The organism is Celeribacter neptunius (assembly GCF_900113955.1).
Taxonomy (GTDB): Bacteria; Pseudomonadota; Alphaproteobacteria; order Rhodobacterales; family Rhodobacteraceae; genus Celeribacter; species Celeribacter neptunius.
The window spans coordinates 553,072-567,045 of the sequence record NZ_FORH01000001.1; the positions used below are offsets into that span (position 1 = coordinate 553,072).

The following is a 13,974-nucleotide window of genomic DNA, read 5'->3' on the forward strand; positions in this document are numbered from 1 at the left end:
GGGCAGAGAATAATTCCGTGACATTGCTCAAATGTTCGAGCAGCTTGCTAACGCAAGTATTTGGAAGTTTGAGAGCATTGGCGAATAAATGACATTTGGCGTGTTTCTGCACCGTACAGACTCGATTTATGACGATGTTCCCTCTGTACGCTACCAATTCCCGAAGCAATATTTGAGCCGCGCCAAAGAGATGGTGCGAGATTGGATCGTCTATCTTGAACCGAGCAAGGTAAAAGAGACAAAAGGCTATTTTGCCGTTGCCAAGGTGCAGGAGATTATTCCGGATCCGAACGCCAAGGACATGTATCTTGCTGTGATTGAGCCCGGAACCTATCTAGATTTTGGCGACCCGGTCCCTTTTCGACTTGATGGTGCAGTTGTTGAGCGGGGCGTGTTGAATGATCTCGGTCGCATTTCCGGACGGGCGCAGGCGGCTGTGCGACCGCTTTCTGTGAGCGATTTTGCAAGGATTGTTGAGTTGGGCTTGGAAGGGGGAGAAGACATTCTCCCTCGCGTAGGAGAGCTCGCGGAGCGAAGCGGTTTTGCAGACGCACCTGCGCCCTATTCTTTTCCTGACGCGCGAAAGCGTATCGAGAGCATTACCAATCGAGCTGTCCGCGATCGGAACTTTCGCAAAAATGTGCTCAGGGCCTATGGCGAACGCTGTGCGATTACTGGGCTGCGTTTGATCAACGGAGGTGGGCGCGCTGAAGTCGAGGCGGCTCATGTTCGTCCGGTTGAGCACAATGGGCCTGATATCGTGAGCAACGGGTTGGCACTATCGGGGACAGTGCATTGGATGTTTGACCGGGGATTGCTTGGCCTTTCTGACAAGTTGGAAATTATGGTCTCGCGTCAGGTCAATGATGAGCGCGCCGTCCGTTCCATGATCAATGAGACGGGGCATCTACTTGCTCCGGCAAGAATTTCTGAAAGGCCGCGGCTTGAGTTCCTGCGCTGGCATCAAGAAAACTGTTTCAAAAACTAGGCATAATCAGCCCGTCAAAACCCGTGGGTTTGCAGCTCTTCTTCCGGATGGGCGTGGGACGTGTCCTGAGAGAGAGGGGCTTGCGCCAGCCGCGCCAGTTTGCGTTCGCGCAGGAATGTATAGAGGCCGGACAGGATGATCAGCGTGGCGCCGGCGAGGGTCATCGCATCGGGGCGTTCGCCAAAGATCAGCACGCCGCCGATCATGGTGAAGACCAGGCGGGTGTAGCGAAACGGCGTGACGGTGGAGGCGTCGCCCAGTCGCATGCCGGCCACGATCAGCGCATAGCCGATGGCGCCGCCGGTGGTGGCGAGAGCGATCAGGCCGAGGCTCGGGGCGTTGAGCGGCAACATCCGTTCCCCGGAGGCGATCAGGGTGAGCGCGGCGGCGGTGATGACGGTGAGAAAGGCCTGGAGCGAGACCACGCTGGAGGGCACTGTGGCATCTATCACCCGGGTCATCAGATCGCGGGTGGCCACGGCCACCACCGCCACCAGAACCCAGAGCACCTGCGGATTGAAGCCGGAGAGCCCGGGGCGGATGATCAGCAAGACGCCGAGAAACCCGACGCACATGGCGGCCCAGCGGCGCCAGCCGACCTTTTCGCCGAGAAACAGCGCCGCGCCCATGGTGACCGCCAGAGGCATCGACTGGAACACCGCACCGACGGTGGAGACATCGACACGCGACAGCGCGGTGACGAAGGAGAGCGAGGCGACGGCCTCGGTCGAGGCGCGCAGCACCACCATCGGCCGCCAGTTCTGCCGGGCCAGAATGGCATCGCGACGCAACAGCGCCCAGAGAAAAAAGCTCGTGCCGCCGCCCAGAGCCACGCACAGAAGCACCTGACCCACCGGCAGATAGCCGGTGAGATGTTTGATGACCATGTCTTCCACGGTGAAAAACGCCATGGCGCCGATGATCATGAGAATGGCGCGCAGATTGTGCATGAAGGGACGGGTCCTCTGGGTTTTTCTTGCCTAGCCTCTCTGCGGCGGCAGCGGCAAGCTTTGTCGCCGTTCAAAGCCGCGAAAGGGGGCGGGCGAAACCACTCAGGGAGCAGGTTGAGCCCTTCGGGGATGTTGGGAGCCGAGGGCGCACGCCCGGGCAACTGCGTTGCTCTTCCGGGCGGGAGCGCATCCTCCGAAGGACGGCTAAGTCCGCAAAACCGCCTTCACGCGCTTGCCCCCGCTTGCTTCGGCCCTGTCAGACCAGCAACCGACCTTCCATCATCCGCAGGGCGTGCCCGCCGATGGTGGTGCCGCGCGCGTTGGCCGTGGCGGTGATCCGCGACGGCCGTCCCATGTCGTCGCCCTGATGGATGGTGAGGCTGAGATCGCGGCTCTCCTGCTCCGCCAGAAGCCGCACCAGCGCGGCGGAGGCCGAGCCGGTTGCGGGGTCTTCTGGCACGCCATCCAAGGGCGCGAACATGCGCATATGCAGTGTATCGCCCTCGCGGAAATAAGCGGCGACGGCGAAATCATGCGAGGAGGGGTAGGCCCTGACCCCGTCGCGCATCGCCTCGGGATCGGGGCTGCAGCTGGCAAGCGCGGCGCGCGAGGTCAGTTCGACAAAGGTGAATTCCAATCCCACCCCGGCCAGAACCGGCGCCGAACCGATTTGATCCGGATAGAGGCCGAGGCAACGGGCGGCAAGCTCGCGTGGCGGGCGGGCCAGAATGGAGAGCGGCGTGGTGGTGGTAAAGGCGGCCCGGCCATGCGCGGCCGTGGCCTCGATTAGGCCGATTTTCAGCTCCAGCCGCATGTCGGGGCCGTTTTGCGACCCGTGTCCCAGCTCGGAGAGCGCCACCGCCGCACCGATCGTCGGATGACCGGCAAAGGGCACCTCCCGGAACGGCGTGAAGATCCTGAGCCGCGCGGTGTTGGCGGCATCCTCGGGCGGGTAGAGAAACACGGTCTCGGAGTAGTTGAACTCCCGGGCGATCTTCTGAAGCTGCTCCTCGGGGATCTTCTGCGCCTCGGGGAGGACGGCGAGGGGATTGCCGCCGAAAGGCGCGGCGGTGAAGACATCATAGGTGAGATAATCGATCGGCATGGCTTAGTCCTTGCTCACATCCGGGGCGACAAGATCGCGGAATTTGGTGAGGGAATTGAGATTACGGGCGGTGGCGCGCCCCTTGAACAACCGCTCCAGAGGCCCTGAGAGTTTCGAGCGCCCGAGGCCTTCGGGGGCCAGTACAGCCAGCCCGTCGGGGATCGGATGCAGGGTCTCGCCGGCGCTGCAATAAGGGGCCAGAGCGATGATTTCAGTGTCAGAGACCGGAACGCCGAGATGAAGATAGATGAATTTCGGGTCCAGCCCGGCGGGGGCCGGTGTGGCGGCGATCAGCCTGTCCAACTCTTCGAGGGTGAGGGCGAGCGCAAAGGGCCGAAACCCGAACCGCGCCGCGATCAGATCGGAGACCTGTGCGGCGATGATCGCCGGGTCGGTCTCTGGATGGTCAAAGGTGAGATTGCCGGATTGGATATAGGTGGCGAGCTTTGTGGCGCCGATCTCCGGCAGAGCCTCGCGCAGCTCGGCCATCGGCAGCTTGCCATGGCCGCCGACATTCACCCCGCGCAGCAGCACGGCCCATCTGGTCAGTCCCGATCCGGCCTCGCCGCTCATACGTTGAGCCCCGGTTCGCGGCCCAGCCGTTTGGCCAGAGGCGCGACCGTGAGACCCTGCACGATGATCGAGAAGACGACGACGAAATAGGTGGCGGTGAGGATGAGCGGTTTCCATTCGCTCTCCGGCAGCGACAGGGCCAGCGCCACGGAAATCCCGCCCTTGAGCCCGCCCCAGGTCATGATCGGCACGGTGCCCTTGGAAAAGCTGCGGAAGGGTTTCAGGAGCGCCACCGGGATTGCCACGGCAGTCAAGCGCGCGATGAGCGCCAGCAGGATTGCCAGAGCGCCGGCCTTGACCGAAGACATGTCGAAGGCCACGGCAAACACCTCGAACCCGATCATCAGGAACAGGATGGCGTTGAGGATCTCGTCGATCATCTTCCAGAACGCATCGACATAATGCCGGGTCTCCTCGGACATGCCGTATTTCGCGCCGACATCGCCGATCAGAAGCCCGGCACAGACCGCCATGATCGGGGCAGAGACGCCCAGCGCGACGGCGAGCTCATAGCCACCGAAGGCCAAGCCCAGCGTGATCAGCACCTCGAGCGCATAGTCATCGATCAGCCGCATGACCCGGAAGGTCAACCAGCCCAGCACGAGGCCCAAGAGCGCGCCGCCAAGCGCCTCCTTGGCAAAGAGCATGGCCGCGGCCTCAAAGGTCGATTGCGCGCTCTCGGCCCCGGCCTCATGGCCGCCGCCATGCCCGGTGGCGCCAAAGGCGATGCCCACGAGCACGAGATAAACGACGTAGCCCACGCCATCGTTGAACAGGCTCTCGCCGGCGATCTTGGTCTCGAGGCTCTTGTTCAGGGAGGCCTGCCGCAACACGCCGAGCACCGCCACCGGATCGGTCGGCGAAATCAGCGCCCCGAACACCAGCGCAATTGCCAGAGGCATGCCGGTGATCCAGCTGAAACCCGCGCCGACCACGGCGGTCGAGAGCGCCACACCCAAAGTGGCCATCAGGAACACCGGTCCCCATTGCGCGCTCAGATCCTTGATCTTCACATGCAGCGCGCCGGCAAAGAGCAGCAGCCCGAGCATGCCTTCGAGAAGCGCATCGGAGAAATCCACCGCCAGAACCTGCGCCCGGATCGATTCCTCGACCTGTGAGGCCGGAAAGATGGCATCGAGCCCGATCACGCCCAGAGAGGCGATCAGCGCCACGACCAGAATGCCGATGGCGCCGGGCAGGCGCAGGAACAGGTAGTTGATGGCCCCGAATGCGCCGGCAAGCACGATCAGCAGCGAGGTGATTTGTAAAAGCGACATGGCGGGCCCCTGATTGACGTCTCGGGAGGAGTTTTACCTCTCCTGTGACGACTTCCTAGGGGAATATGCGCGCGTTATGCGCTGGCGGGGTTCTGCAGATCCGCCCAGATCGGCAGGTGATCAGAGGCGCGCTGGCTGAGCTCGGTCTCCGCCACACCGGCATCGCGCAGCTCGAGCGTGTCGGAGAGTGCAATCCGGTCGAGCGCCGCCATCGGTCGGGACGCGTGAAAGCTGCGCCCCGGGGCGTGGACATGAAACGCATCTTTCAGCGGGTCGAGCCCCTGGTGGCGCGACCATTCGTTGAAATCGCCGAGGATTACGGTTGGGCGATCGTCGAGACCTGCGAGATGCGCGCGAATGGCGTGGAGCTGTTTTTGTCGCGAGCTGCGCAACAGCCCGAGATGCACGCCGACGACCCGAAGCCCCGGCAGATCGACGGCCACGGCGCCGCGCGGCTCCAGACCGGGCAGATCAAAGCGATGCGTGGCCTCGACCATCGCACTCTTGCGCACAAGGATCGCATTGCCATGCCAGCCGACCGAGACCGGCGAGGTGTTCACCGGCAGGGCGGTGAAATCCGTGTGGTCATCGATCATCCGCTGGGGCAGGGCGGCGGGACGCGGCCCGAGCCGCATATCGGCCTCTTGCAGGGCGATGACATCCGCCTCGAGGGCGTTGATCACATCAAGCACCCGGCCCGGCGAGCGGTGCCCGTCGGTGCCCTTGCATTTGCGCAGATTATACGACGCCAATCGCATGGCGCCCATTTCCAGTTTCGGCATCATCAGATACAGATAAGCATTGAAAGGCGGAATTTCAGCATGGGCCTAGGGCAAAATCTTATCGGTCTGATCCGGGCGGCGCGTCAGAACCCGCTGGTGATGCGGCTGGTGTGGCTGGCGCTCACGGTGGAATTCATCGCCGCTCTGTTGACCGGGCGCTATGCCTCCTCCTTTATCGCCCTGGGCACCTTTGGTCTGACGCTGATGCCGCTTTTGTTCGCGCGACGGTTTCACATCTACATCCCGCGCTCCTTCATGGCCGGGATCGTGCTGTTCATCTTCGCGACGTTGTTTCTGGGCGAGGTGGGCGATTTCTACAATCGCTACTGGTGGTGGGATGTGGTGCTGCATGGCGGGTCTGCCTTGGGCTTCGGCCTCATCGGTTTCGTGGCTATTTTCATGCTGTTCCAGGGCGACCGCTATGCCGCGCCGCCCTGGGCCATGGGACTGTTTGCCTTTTGCTTTGCCATGACGATCGGGGTGATCTGGGAGATTTTCGAATATTCCATGGACCAGATGTTCGGTCTGAACATGCAGAAATCCGGTCTGCAGGACACGATGTGGGATCTCATTGTCGACGCGGGGGGCGGGCTGTTCGGGGCGGTGTCGGGGGCGATCTATGTGGCGCGTGATCAGGGCGCGCCCTTTGCCAGCCTGTTTCGCGATTTCATCACCCGCAACAAGCGCTTGTTCGGGAAATATCGCGGGAAGTGAAGGGCGAGCGCCTGACCGCGGGGACGGTCCGGCGCACGCCCGGCGCCTTCGGCTTGTTCCGGGCGAAAGATCACGTCCCACAAAAGGTCTGATGCACCACCTGATCCTCGCGTGGCGGATGGGTCAGGTCCTCGTCGTCCTCCGAGAGGGTGAAAGGCCGTGAGAGCACGCGCACCAGACGCTCGGCCTTGCTGTCGTCTCCGGCCAGCGACGCCTGTATCGCCTCTTCGATCCGGTGATTGCGCGGGATGACGGCGGGGTTCACCTTGGCGATCATCTCTTGCCAATTCTCTGCCCGGCGGGCCTGCCAGCGGGGGACCCAGGCGTCGAAGGCGTCGCGGTCGAGAAACCAGTCACGCGCCGATCCGTCAAGCAAGCCCCGGAAGGTGTTGGTGAAATCGGCGCCGTCCTGAGCCATCAGGCCCAAAAGATCCTGAATGAGCGGCACATCGTCTTCGCCCGGATCGGCAATGCCGAGCTTGGCGCCAAAGACCCTGCGCCATTCTTCCTGATAGAGCGGCGGGAAGCTATTGAGCACCTCGGTCAGTGCATCCACCGCCGGTTGTTCGCCGCCCAGTTCCGCCTCGAGCTGTGGCACGAAACAGGAGCCCAATTGCGCCAGATTCCAATGCGCCATCGAGGGCTGTTGCTCATAGGCATAGCGGCCATATTGGTCGATGGAACTGTACAGCGCCTTGGGCGAATAGCCATCGATGAAGGCGCAGGGGCCGAAATCAATCGTCTCGCCGGACACCGCCATATTGTCGGTGTTCATCACCCCGTGAACAAAGCCCAGCCCCATCCATCTGGCGATCAGCCGGGCCTGTGCCCGGACGATCTCCTGATAGAGTTCGAGCGTGTTTGCCGCCTGCGGATAATGCCTTGCGCGGACATGCTCGGTCAAAAGCCGCACCGCCTCTTCGTCGCCGCGCGAAGTGAAATATTGAAACGTGCCGACGCGGATATGGCTCGCCGCGATGCGCACCAACATGCCGCCGGGATAGGCGCGCTCGCGCTGCACCCGTGCGCCGGTGCGCAGCGCCGCCAAGGCCCGCGTCGTCGGCACGTCCGCCGCATGCATGAATTCGCTGACGATATATTCGCGCAGCACCGGTCCGATCCAGGCGCGCCCGTCGCCATTGCGCGAATAGGGCGTGCGCCCTGCGCCCTTGAGATGAATGTCGAACCGGCCCTGATCGGTGGCGACCTCGCCCAGAAGCACCGCACGCCCGTCGCCCAGCTGTGGCGACCAGCCGCCGAACTGATGCCCGGCGTAGACCTGAGCCAAAGGTTCAGCGCCCTCGGGGATCACGTTGCCGGCGCAGATCACGGCATCCCAGTCGGAGGTGCCGAGAAGCTTCGCCAGATCGGGGTTCCATAGCACCATCTCGGGCGCAGGCGAGAGTTCCGGCGCGATCCGAGTGAAAAACCGCTCGGGCAGGCGGGCGTATGAATTGTCGAAATCGGTCATATGTCCAACCTAGCCCGGATTGCAGCCCTGTCCAAAGCGACCAAAGGCCTATAGAGACTTACGCCAGACGGCGCACACGTTCGGTCAGGAGGGTGAAGAAGCCCTCGGCATCGGCGTCGCCCATGAACATGGCGTTCTGTTCCCGGTCGGTGACGCCCCACCAATCGGCCACGGTCATGCCGCGGGTCAGCTCGGAGCCGGTCTCGATCTCGACATTGATGAAGCGGCCGGAGAACAGCTCCGGCTTGATCAGATAGGCGATTACGGTCGGGTCATGCAGCGGACCGCCGAGAGAGCCGTATTTCTCCACGTCGAAGCGCTCGAAAAAGTCGAGCCAGCCAGCGACGACATCGCCCAGATGATTGCCGAAATCCTTGAAGGCCTGAAGCCGTGGTGCCGTCACCAGCACCTTATGCGTGCAATCCAGCGGCATCACGGTGAGCTTGACCCCGGATTTGAACACGATCTCGGCAGCTTCCGGGTCGACATAGATGTTGAACTCGGCGGCGGGCGTGACATTGCCCACTTCGAAATAGGCGCCACCCATCAGGACGATCTCCTGCACGCGGGCGATGATGTCGGGGGCCTTTTGAAAGGCCGTGGCGATATTGGTGAGCGGTCCCAGCGGGCAGAGCGTCACCGTGCCGGCGGGTTCCGCGCGCAGGGTCTCGATGATGAAATCGACCCCGTGCTGGTCCTGGATCGGCATTTCGGGGGCGGGCAGTTCGATGCCGTCGAGCCCGGTCTTGCCATGCACATGTTCGGCGGTCACCAGCGTATGCGCCAGTGGGCGATCACAGCCGGCATAGACTTTGACATCCGGGCGCTTGGCCACTTCGCAGACCTTGCGGGCATTCTCGGCGGTGCGCGCGATCGGCACGTTCCCGGCGACGGCCACAATGCCCAGAAGATCAATTTCCTCGGGCGAGCCGAGCGCCAGCAGGATCGCCATGGCGTCATCCTGTCCCGGATCGGTGTCGATGATGATTTTGCGTGGGAAATCCGACATATGCCTGTCTCTCTACCTGTTTTACCAGTTGGTCAGAACCGGCAGGATGGACGCGTCGTAGGCGGATGTAAAGCCGATCAGCGGCGGACCTGTCGTGCGCCCTCGGCCCCTTTGACGATAATCGTGCGAATGCCTGCAATTTCCGCGTTCGAGAGCGATTTGGCGGCGGTGATCCGGCGCTGAGCTGTCGTGCCCGTGGGCGCGGCCTCTGCGGGCGGGCGCAGGCGGAATTCGAAGATCGCCACACCGGGCTGATCCGAAGGCATGCGCAGCAATTCGGCGTCATAATAGCCGGTCGAGGGCAGGGCGGCGCTGGCGGTGATGATCGCGCCGGAGGCGGATTTGACCACTTGCACGTCGGAGATTGCCGGCGCCAGCGGGCGGGTGTCGACAAAGACCGGATAGCCCTTGCGCGGTGCCAGCGTTTTGAGCACCACCACCTGTTGGCCGTATTCGTCCACGGCGACGGGTTCGGAGGCGCCGAACCAGTTGAGCGGGTTGAATTTTGAGTCGCGCACCGTCGCACAGCCCGCCAGAAGCGACAGAACCAGCCCCGAAATGATCACCTGACGCCGCATCGGCCTCTCCTCTTACCCGTTTGCCCAAAGGGCTACCCGAAAAGCCGCGGCTTGAAAAGACCCGCATGTCCGGCGGGTGGCTGGACCTTTCGCAGGCGAGCGCCTAAGTAAATTCGCGACAGAATTGCGGTGGCGGGGCCACCAGAGTGACAAGCAGAGCGGCAAGGAGTGGATCATGGCGCGCGAAGAATTCGAAGAGATCGTCGAAACCTTTGAGTTTCTGGACGATTGGGAGGATCGCTACCGCCATGTGATCGAGATGGGCAAAGCCTTTCCGCCGCTGGACGAGGCGTTCAAAGTGCCGGCGACCAAGGTCGAGGGCTGTGCCTCACAGGTCTGGCTGGTGCCAACATTTGAAGGCGGGAGTTTTGAGTTCCAAGGCGCCTCGGACGCGATGATCGTGCAGGGGCTGATCGCCATTCTGCATGAACTTTTCGCCGGGCTCACTGTGGCGGAGGTTCTGGCCGTGGATGCGCCTGCGGAACTGGCACGGCTGGGTCTGGACGAACACCTGTCCTCGCAACGCTCCAACGGTCTGCGCGCCATGGTGGAACGCATTCGCGAGACCGCGGCGAAGGCGGGCTGAGCGGCGGCTTAGAGCCCACTGGGGACATTGGGAACGTCGCGCAACCGCCCGGAATAGCAACGCAGTTGCCCGGGCGTGCGCCGGACCGTCCCGGCGGTCAGGCGCATTTGGACCCGCGCACAAGGCTCTGATCTTTTTCGGACTTGGCAAACATAAAGCGTGACGTTCAGTCGTTGCAGCGCCTGCCCACGGTCCGGCGCACGCCCTCATGTCAGACAAATCGCCAAGGTCAGCTCCGTCCCGCAAACCAACCAATCAGTCGCGCTGGCTGTCCACCAGAAATCGCCCGAGATCGCCATACCCGGTGAACCGTCTCTCGAACCGTAGCCTGAGCCGTTCCGCCGCCTCCCGCGCCACGTCCGTCAGGCCCTCATCCTCGGTCTGCGCCAGATATACGAGTTTCTCGTAATTGCCGAAATACATCGGCAGCAAGTCGGGGTAGCGGTCGAGCCCTAAGGGTTTCCAGACGAAAGTGTCGAATTGCCGGGCGAGAAAATCTGTGAGATAGAAGGTCGTCGGTTCATCGCGGGTGGTGAACACCTCCATCCCGTCGAAAAACGCATAGCAATGCGGGGCGTCGATCATCGTGACCCCGAGGCGGTCACACAGCGTCTGCAATTGCCCGCCGGTGCCGCAATCGCCGTAAGCCACGAGGATCTGATCGTAATCCGCACGATGCTCAGTCACCGCACGCTCGACCGCAGCGGGAATTTTCGTGGGCTCATTGTGGAGGATCGCCGGCAGGCATGTGAGGGTGAGGTGCTCCAGCGCGTTCATCTCGATCACCGCCAGCACCTCGCGCGCCAGCGCGCCACAGGCGATGACCAGGGTCTTGCCCGTGCCGGTCTCTCCGAGGCCCTGATCGCGCAGATTTTCGTCGCGCAGGGCCTCGTCGCTTATCGTATCAATCGGTTTCACACCTGATTGTGGCGCGCGGCCACCAGCTTTTTCGCGGTCTCGACGGCAATCGCCGCGTCATCGCAATAGGCATCGGCGCCGATCGCATTGCCGAATTCCTCGTTCAGAGGCGCACCACCGCAGAGCACGATGTACTTGTCACGCAGCCCCTGTTCGCTCAGGGATTCAATGACGGTTTTCATATAGGGCATGGTGGTGGTCAGAAGCGCCGACATGCCGATGATATCCGCGCCTTCGCGCTCCGCCGTGCCGATGTAATTCTCGGCCTCGGTGTTGATCCCGAGATCGATGATCTCGAAGCCGGCGCCTTCCATCATCATCGCCACGAGGTTCTTGCCGATGTCGTGGATATCACCCTTCACCGTGCCGATCACCATCTTGCCCATCTTGGGTGCGCCGGTTTCGACCAGAAGCGGCTTGAGGATCGCCATGCCGCCTTTCATCGCCTGTGCCGCGCGCAGCACTTCGGGGACGAACAGGATGCCGTCGCGGAAATCGTCGCCGACGATCTGCATCCCGGCCACCAGCGATTTGGTGAGAATGTCATAGGGCGTCCAGTTGCGGTCCAGAAGGATCTGCACGGCCTCTTCGATTTCCTCTTTCAGGCCATCGTAGAGATCGTCCATCATCTGTTCCGTGAGTTCCTCGTCGTTCAGCTCCGACAGGATCAGGTCGTCTTCTTCATCAGACATGGGCGTTTCCTTTCGTCCGGGTGTTTTGTGCCAGAGCGCGGAGGAAGGGCTCTTGGCAAATGTTCTCATTTTGTTCTAGTTTGGCGGCATGAGCCGCGAATCCATGTTCTTCTCTGAAACCCTGCCGCTCGGCCTTGTTCCCAAGGCCCGGGGCAGCACGTCCAATGCCACGGGGCGGTTCGAGCGTCTGGCACGCGAAACCTTCATCGATGGCTGGGATGCCGAGGTCGAGGAGAGTGTGCTGCGCACCACCACGGTGGATGAGCGCGTGCGCAAGATCCTCACCCGCAACGACAGTCCGGACATTCCGTTCGATCGCTCGATCAACCCGTACCGCGGCTGTGAGCACGGCTGTTCCTACTGTTTTGCACGCCCGACGCACGCCTATCTCGGCCTGTCGCCGGGGCTCGATTTCGAAACGCGGCTGACCCGCAAACCGGAGGCGGCCCAGCTTTTGGCGCGGGAGATCGCCGCCAGGGGCTACGAGGTGGCGCCGATTGCCATTGGCACCAACACCGATCCCTACCAGCCGATCGAGGCGCGCGATCGCATCATGCGCGGTCTTCTCGAAGTGTTGGCCGAGCACAACCACCCGGTGGCGATCACCACCAAGGGCACGCTGATCGAGCGCGACATCGACATTCTGAAACCCATGGCTGCCAAAGGCCTGGTGCATGTCGGCATATCGGTGACCACGCTGGGTTCGCGCCTGTCGCGACAGCTGGAGCCGCGCGCGCCGGTGCCGGCAAGACGGCTCAAGACCATCCGCGCGCTCTCGGATGCCGGCATCCCGGTGCGCGTCATGGTGGCGCCGATCATTCCGGCGCTCACCGATCACGAACTGGAGGCCATTCTGGCGGCGGCGGCCACCCATGGTGCCAGGGCGGCGGCCTATATCATGCTGCGCCTGCCGCTCGAGGTTGCGCCCTTGTTCGAAGACTGGCTCGCCACCCATGTGCCGGATCGGGCGCAGCGGGTGATGAACCGGGTGCGTGAGATCCGTGGCGGCAAGGCCAACAGCGCGGAATTCGGCACGAGGATGACGGGCGAGGGCGAATGGGCGGAGCTGTTGCACAAGCGTTTCGAGATCGCGCTCTCGCGCGCGGGCCTGTCCAAAAGGACGCCCCCGCTGAGAACGGATCTCTTCGCCGTGCCACCGAAACCCGGTGACCAGCTCAGCCTGTTTTGACCCCGCGCGTTGCATGATCAGGTGCGGCGGCGACGCCCGGAGCGTTCGCGTTTCGCCGGACCCTTGTCATCGGTGCCGTCCGAAGCCGAGGAGAAGGCCCCGAGCTTTTCGACGATCTGTTCGAGCGTCGGGCGCGGCCCGCGCGGACGGGTCTCGAGCGCTTCTCTCATGGCTTTCAGATGCTCCGGCGTGGTGCCGCAGCAGCCGCCGATGATCTTGGCGCCCGCGTCGCGCGCCATACAGGCGTAATCGGCCATCAGCTCCGGCGTGCCATCATAGTGGATGTGGCCGTCGACATAGCGCGGGATGCCGGCGTTGCCCTTGGCGATGAACGGGCGCTCATGGCCCTGCGCGGCAAAGCCCAGAACGGTGCGCATCAGATCCGACGAACCCGTGCCGCAATTGGCGCCATAGGCCACGGGCGGGGTGTCGAGTTTTTCGACCATATTGGCCAGCTCGGCGGAGGTGACGCCCATCATGGTGCGGCCCGCGGTGTCAAAACTCATCGTGCCGACCCAGGGCAGACCCGCCTTGGCGGCGCCTTCGGCGGCGGCCTTGTACTCATCGGGCGATGAGATGGTTTCGATCCAGGCGACATCGGCGCCGCCCGCTTTCAGCCCCTTGGCCTGTTCAAAGAACATCTCGACTGCGGCGTCATAAGACAGCGGCCCCATCGGTTCCATGATCTCGCCCGTCGGGCCCATGGAGCCCGCGACGATCACCGGACGGCCTGCGGCATCGGCGACCTGGCGACCGATCTCGGCGGCGGCCTTGTTCAGTTCGAACACCCGGTCCTCGGCCCCGTGCAGCTTGAGCCGCGAGGCGGTGCCGCCAAAGGAATTGGTCAGGAAAATGTCGGAGCCGGCATCGACCGCGCCCTGATAGAGCTTGGCGATATTTTCGGGCTTGTCGACATTCCACAGTTCCGGCGCATCGCCCGAGGAGAGCCCCATGTTGAACAGCGTGGTGCCGGTGGCGCCATCGGCCAGGAGCCAGTCGCGGGTTTCGAGCAATTTGGTCAGGGCATCGGTCATCAGAGGCTCCGGGTCAGGGGCGCAGGGCGGGGCTGCGCGTCACAGGGGGATCGCCCGCGCGGGCCACGCCACGCAGGTGTTTGCGCCCATGTGCCATGTCTGGGCGCG

15 protein-coding genes are annotated in these 13,974 nt (G+C 63.0%); 4 read left to right on the top strand and 11 right to left on the bottom strand.

Annotation, left to right across the window (positions count from 1 at the left end):
- Window positions 1-88 precede the first annotated feature (88 nt).
- A complete protein-coding gene (locus tag BM151_RS02785; RefSeq protein WP_090056930.1) occupies window positions 89-988 on the top strand; it encodes an HNH endonuclease in 900 nt (299 codons plus the stop codon).
- A 14-nt stretch (window positions 989-1,002) separates the two neighbouring features.
- Here the strand turns inward: BM151_RS02785 and BM151_RS02790 are convergent, their stop codons facing one another.
- From BM151_RS02790 to BM151_RS02810, 5 genes are all read right to left on the bottom strand, one after another.
- Window positions 1,003-1,938: a DMT family transporter gene (locus BM151_RS02790; RefSeq protein WP_090056933.1), complete on the bottom strand. Its 936-nt coding sequence runs from the start codon at window positions 1,936-1,938 to the stop codon at window positions 1,003-1,005.
- 256 nt (window positions 1,939-2,194) lie between these two features.
- Complete coding sequence (locus tag BM151_RS02795) at window positions 2,195-3,043, bottom strand: PhzF family phenazine biosynthesis protein (RefSeq protein ID WP_090056935.1); 849 nt, start codon at window positions 3,041-3,043, stop codon at window positions 2,195-2,197.
- A 3-nt stretch (window positions 3,044-3,046) separates the two neighbouring features.
- Complete coding sequence (locus BM151_RS02800; RefSeq protein ID WP_090056937.1) at window positions 3,047-3,616, bottom strand: DUF1697 domain-containing protein; 570 nt, start codon at window positions 3,614-3,616, stop codon at window positions 3,047-3,049.
- Complete coding sequence (locus BM151_RS02805) at window positions 3,613-4,893, bottom strand: cation:proton antiporter (protein ID WP_090056939.1); 1,281 nt, start codon at window positions 4,891-4,893, stop codon at window positions 3,613-3,615. Before BM151_RS02805 ends, BM151_RS02800 begins: the two co-directional genes overlap by 4 nt.
- 74 nt (window positions 4,894-4,967) lie before the next feature.
- On the bottom strand, window positions 4,968-5,675 hold the full coding sequence (locus BM151_RS02810) for an endonuclease/exonuclease/phosphatase family protein (RefSeq protein ID WP_245781076.1): 708 nt from the start codon (window positions 5,673-5,675) through the stop codon (window positions 4,968-4,970).
- A gap of 39 nt (window positions 5,676-5,714) precedes the next feature.
- Between BM151_RS02810 and BM151_RS02815 the strand changes: the two genes are divergently transcribed.
- A complete protein-coding gene (locus BM151_RS02815) occupies window positions 5,715-6,389 on the top strand; it encodes a DUF2238 domain-containing protein (protein ID WP_090056941.1) in 675 nt (224 codons plus the stop codon).
- 70 nt (window positions 6,390-6,459) lie between these two features.
- Here the strand turns inward: BM151_RS02815 and BM151_RS02820 are convergent, their stop codons facing one another.
- From BM151_RS02820 to BM151_RS02830, 3 genes are all read right to left on the bottom strand, one after another.
- The gene (locus BM151_RS02820; protein WP_090056943.1) at window positions 6,460-7,860 is read right to left on the bottom strand and encodes a protein adenylyltransferase SelO; all 1,401 of its coding nucleotides are present in this window, start codon (window positions 7,858-7,860) and stop codon (window positions 6,460-6,462) included.
- A 58-nt stretch (window positions 7,861-7,918) separates the two neighbouring features.
- Window positions 7,919-8,869: a nucleoside hydrolase gene (locus BM151_RS02825; protein ID WP_090056945.1), complete on the bottom strand. Its 951-nt coding sequence runs from the start codon at window positions 8,867-8,869 to the stop codon at window positions 7,919-7,921.
- A gap of 77 nt (window positions 8,870-8,946) precedes the next feature.
- Window positions 8,947-9,447: a hypothetical protein gene (locus BM151_RS02830; RefSeq protein WP_090056947.1), complete on the bottom strand. Its 501-nt coding sequence runs from the start codon at window positions 9,445-9,447 to the stop codon at window positions 8,947-8,949.
- Window positions 9,448-9,622: 175 nt separating this feature from the next.
- On the opposite strand from BM151_RS02830, the gene BM151_RS02835 reads away from it, so the two are divergent.
- Window positions 9,623-10,033 carry a SufE family protein gene (locus BM151_RS02835; protein ID WP_090056949.1) on the top strand — a complete coding sequence of 137 codons (411 nt, stop codon included), beginning with the start codon at window positions 9,623-9,625 and terminating at the stop codon, window positions 10,031-10,033.
- A 255-nt stretch (window positions 10,034-10,288) separates the two neighbouring features.
- On the opposite strand, the gene BM151_RS02840 is transcribed toward BM151_RS02835, so the two are convergent.
- The gene (locus BM151_RS02840) at window positions 10,289-10,951 is read right to left on the bottom strand and encodes a DUF1638 domain-containing protein (RefSeq protein WP_425429524.1); all 663 of its coding nucleotides are present in this window, start codon (window positions 10,949-10,951) and stop codon (window positions 10,289-10,291) included.
- A complete protein-coding gene (locus BM151_RS02845) occupies window positions 10,948-11,643 on the bottom strand; it encodes a corrinoid protein (RefSeq protein ID WP_090056953.1) in 696 nt (231 codons plus the stop codon). Before BM151_RS02845 ends, BM151_RS02840 begins: the two co-directional genes overlap by 4 nt.
- Window positions 11,644-11,731: 88 nt before the next feature.
- On the opposite strand from BM151_RS02845, the gene BM151_RS02850 reads away from it, so the two are divergent.
- Entirely contained in the window at window positions 11,732-12,832 is a 1,101-nt protein-coding gene (locus BM151_RS02850) for a PA0069 family radical SAM protein (protein ID WP_245781077.1), read from the top strand.
- 17 nt (window positions 12,833-12,849) lie between these two features.
- Here the strand turns inward: BM151_RS02850 and bmt are convergent, their stop codons facing one another.
- The gene (gene bmt, locus BM151_RS02855; protein ID WP_090056956.1) at window positions 12,850-13,866 is read right to left on the bottom strand and encodes a betaine--homocysteine S-methyltransferase; all 1,017 of its coding nucleotides are present in this window, start codon (window positions 13,864-13,866) and stop codon (window positions 12,850-12,852) included.
- Window positions 13,867-13,974: the final 108 nt, after the last annotated feature.

Coding starts and splice junctions, on each gene's coding strand:
- BM151_RS02785 (WP_090056930.1), top strand. CDS start 89: ATGACATTTGGCGTGTTTCTGCACCGTACAGACTCGATTTATGACGAT.
- BM151_RS02790 (WP_090056933.1), bottom strand. CDS start 1,938: ATGCACAATCTGCGCGCCATTCTCATGATCATCGGCGCCATGGCGTTT.
- BM151_RS02795 (WP_090056935.1), bottom strand. CDS start 3,043: ATGCCGATCGATTATCTCACCTATGATGTCTTCACCGCCGCGCCTTTC.
- BM151_RS02800 (WP_090056937.1), bottom strand. CDS start 3,616: ATGAGCGGCGAGGCCGGATCGGGACTGACCAGATGGGCCGTGCTGCTG.
- BM151_RS02805 (WP_090056939.1), bottom strand. CDS start 4,893: ATGTCGCTTTTACAAATCACCTCGCTGCTGATCGTGCTTGCCGGCGCA.
- BM151_RS02810 (WP_245781076.1), bottom strand. CDS start 5,675: ATGCCGAAACTGGAAATGGGCGCCATGCGATTGGCGTCGTATAATCTG.
- BM151_RS02815 (WP_090056941.1), top strand. CDS start 5,715: ATGGGCCTAGGGCAAAATCTTATCGGTCTGATCCGGGCGGCGCGTCAG.
- BM151_RS02820 (WP_090056943.1), bottom strand. CDS start 7,860: ATGACCGATTTCGACAATTCATACGCCCGCCTGCCCGAGCGGTTTTTC.
- BM151_RS02825 (WP_090056945.1), bottom strand. CDS start 8,869: ATGTCGGATTTCCCACGCAAAATCATCATCGACACCGATCCGGGACAG.
- BM151_RS02830 (WP_090056947.1), bottom strand. CDS start 9,447: ATGCGGCGTCAGGTGATCATTTCGGGGCTGGTTCTGTCGCTTCTGGCG.
- BM151_RS02835 (WP_090056949.1), top strand. CDS start 9,623: ATGGCGCGCGAAGAATTCGAAGAGATCGTCGAAACCTTTGAGTTTCTG.
- BM151_RS02845 (WP_090056953.1), bottom strand. CDS start 11,643: ATGTCTGATGAAGAAGACGACCTGATCCTGTCGGAGCTGAACGACGAG.
- BM151_RS02850 (WP_245781077.1), top strand. CDS start 11,732: ATGAGCCGCGAATCCATGTTCTTCTCTGAAACCCTGCCGCTCGGCCTT.
- bmt (WP_090056956.1), bottom strand. CDS start 13,866: ATGACCGATGCCCTGACCAAATTGCTCGAAACCCGCGACTGGCTCCTG.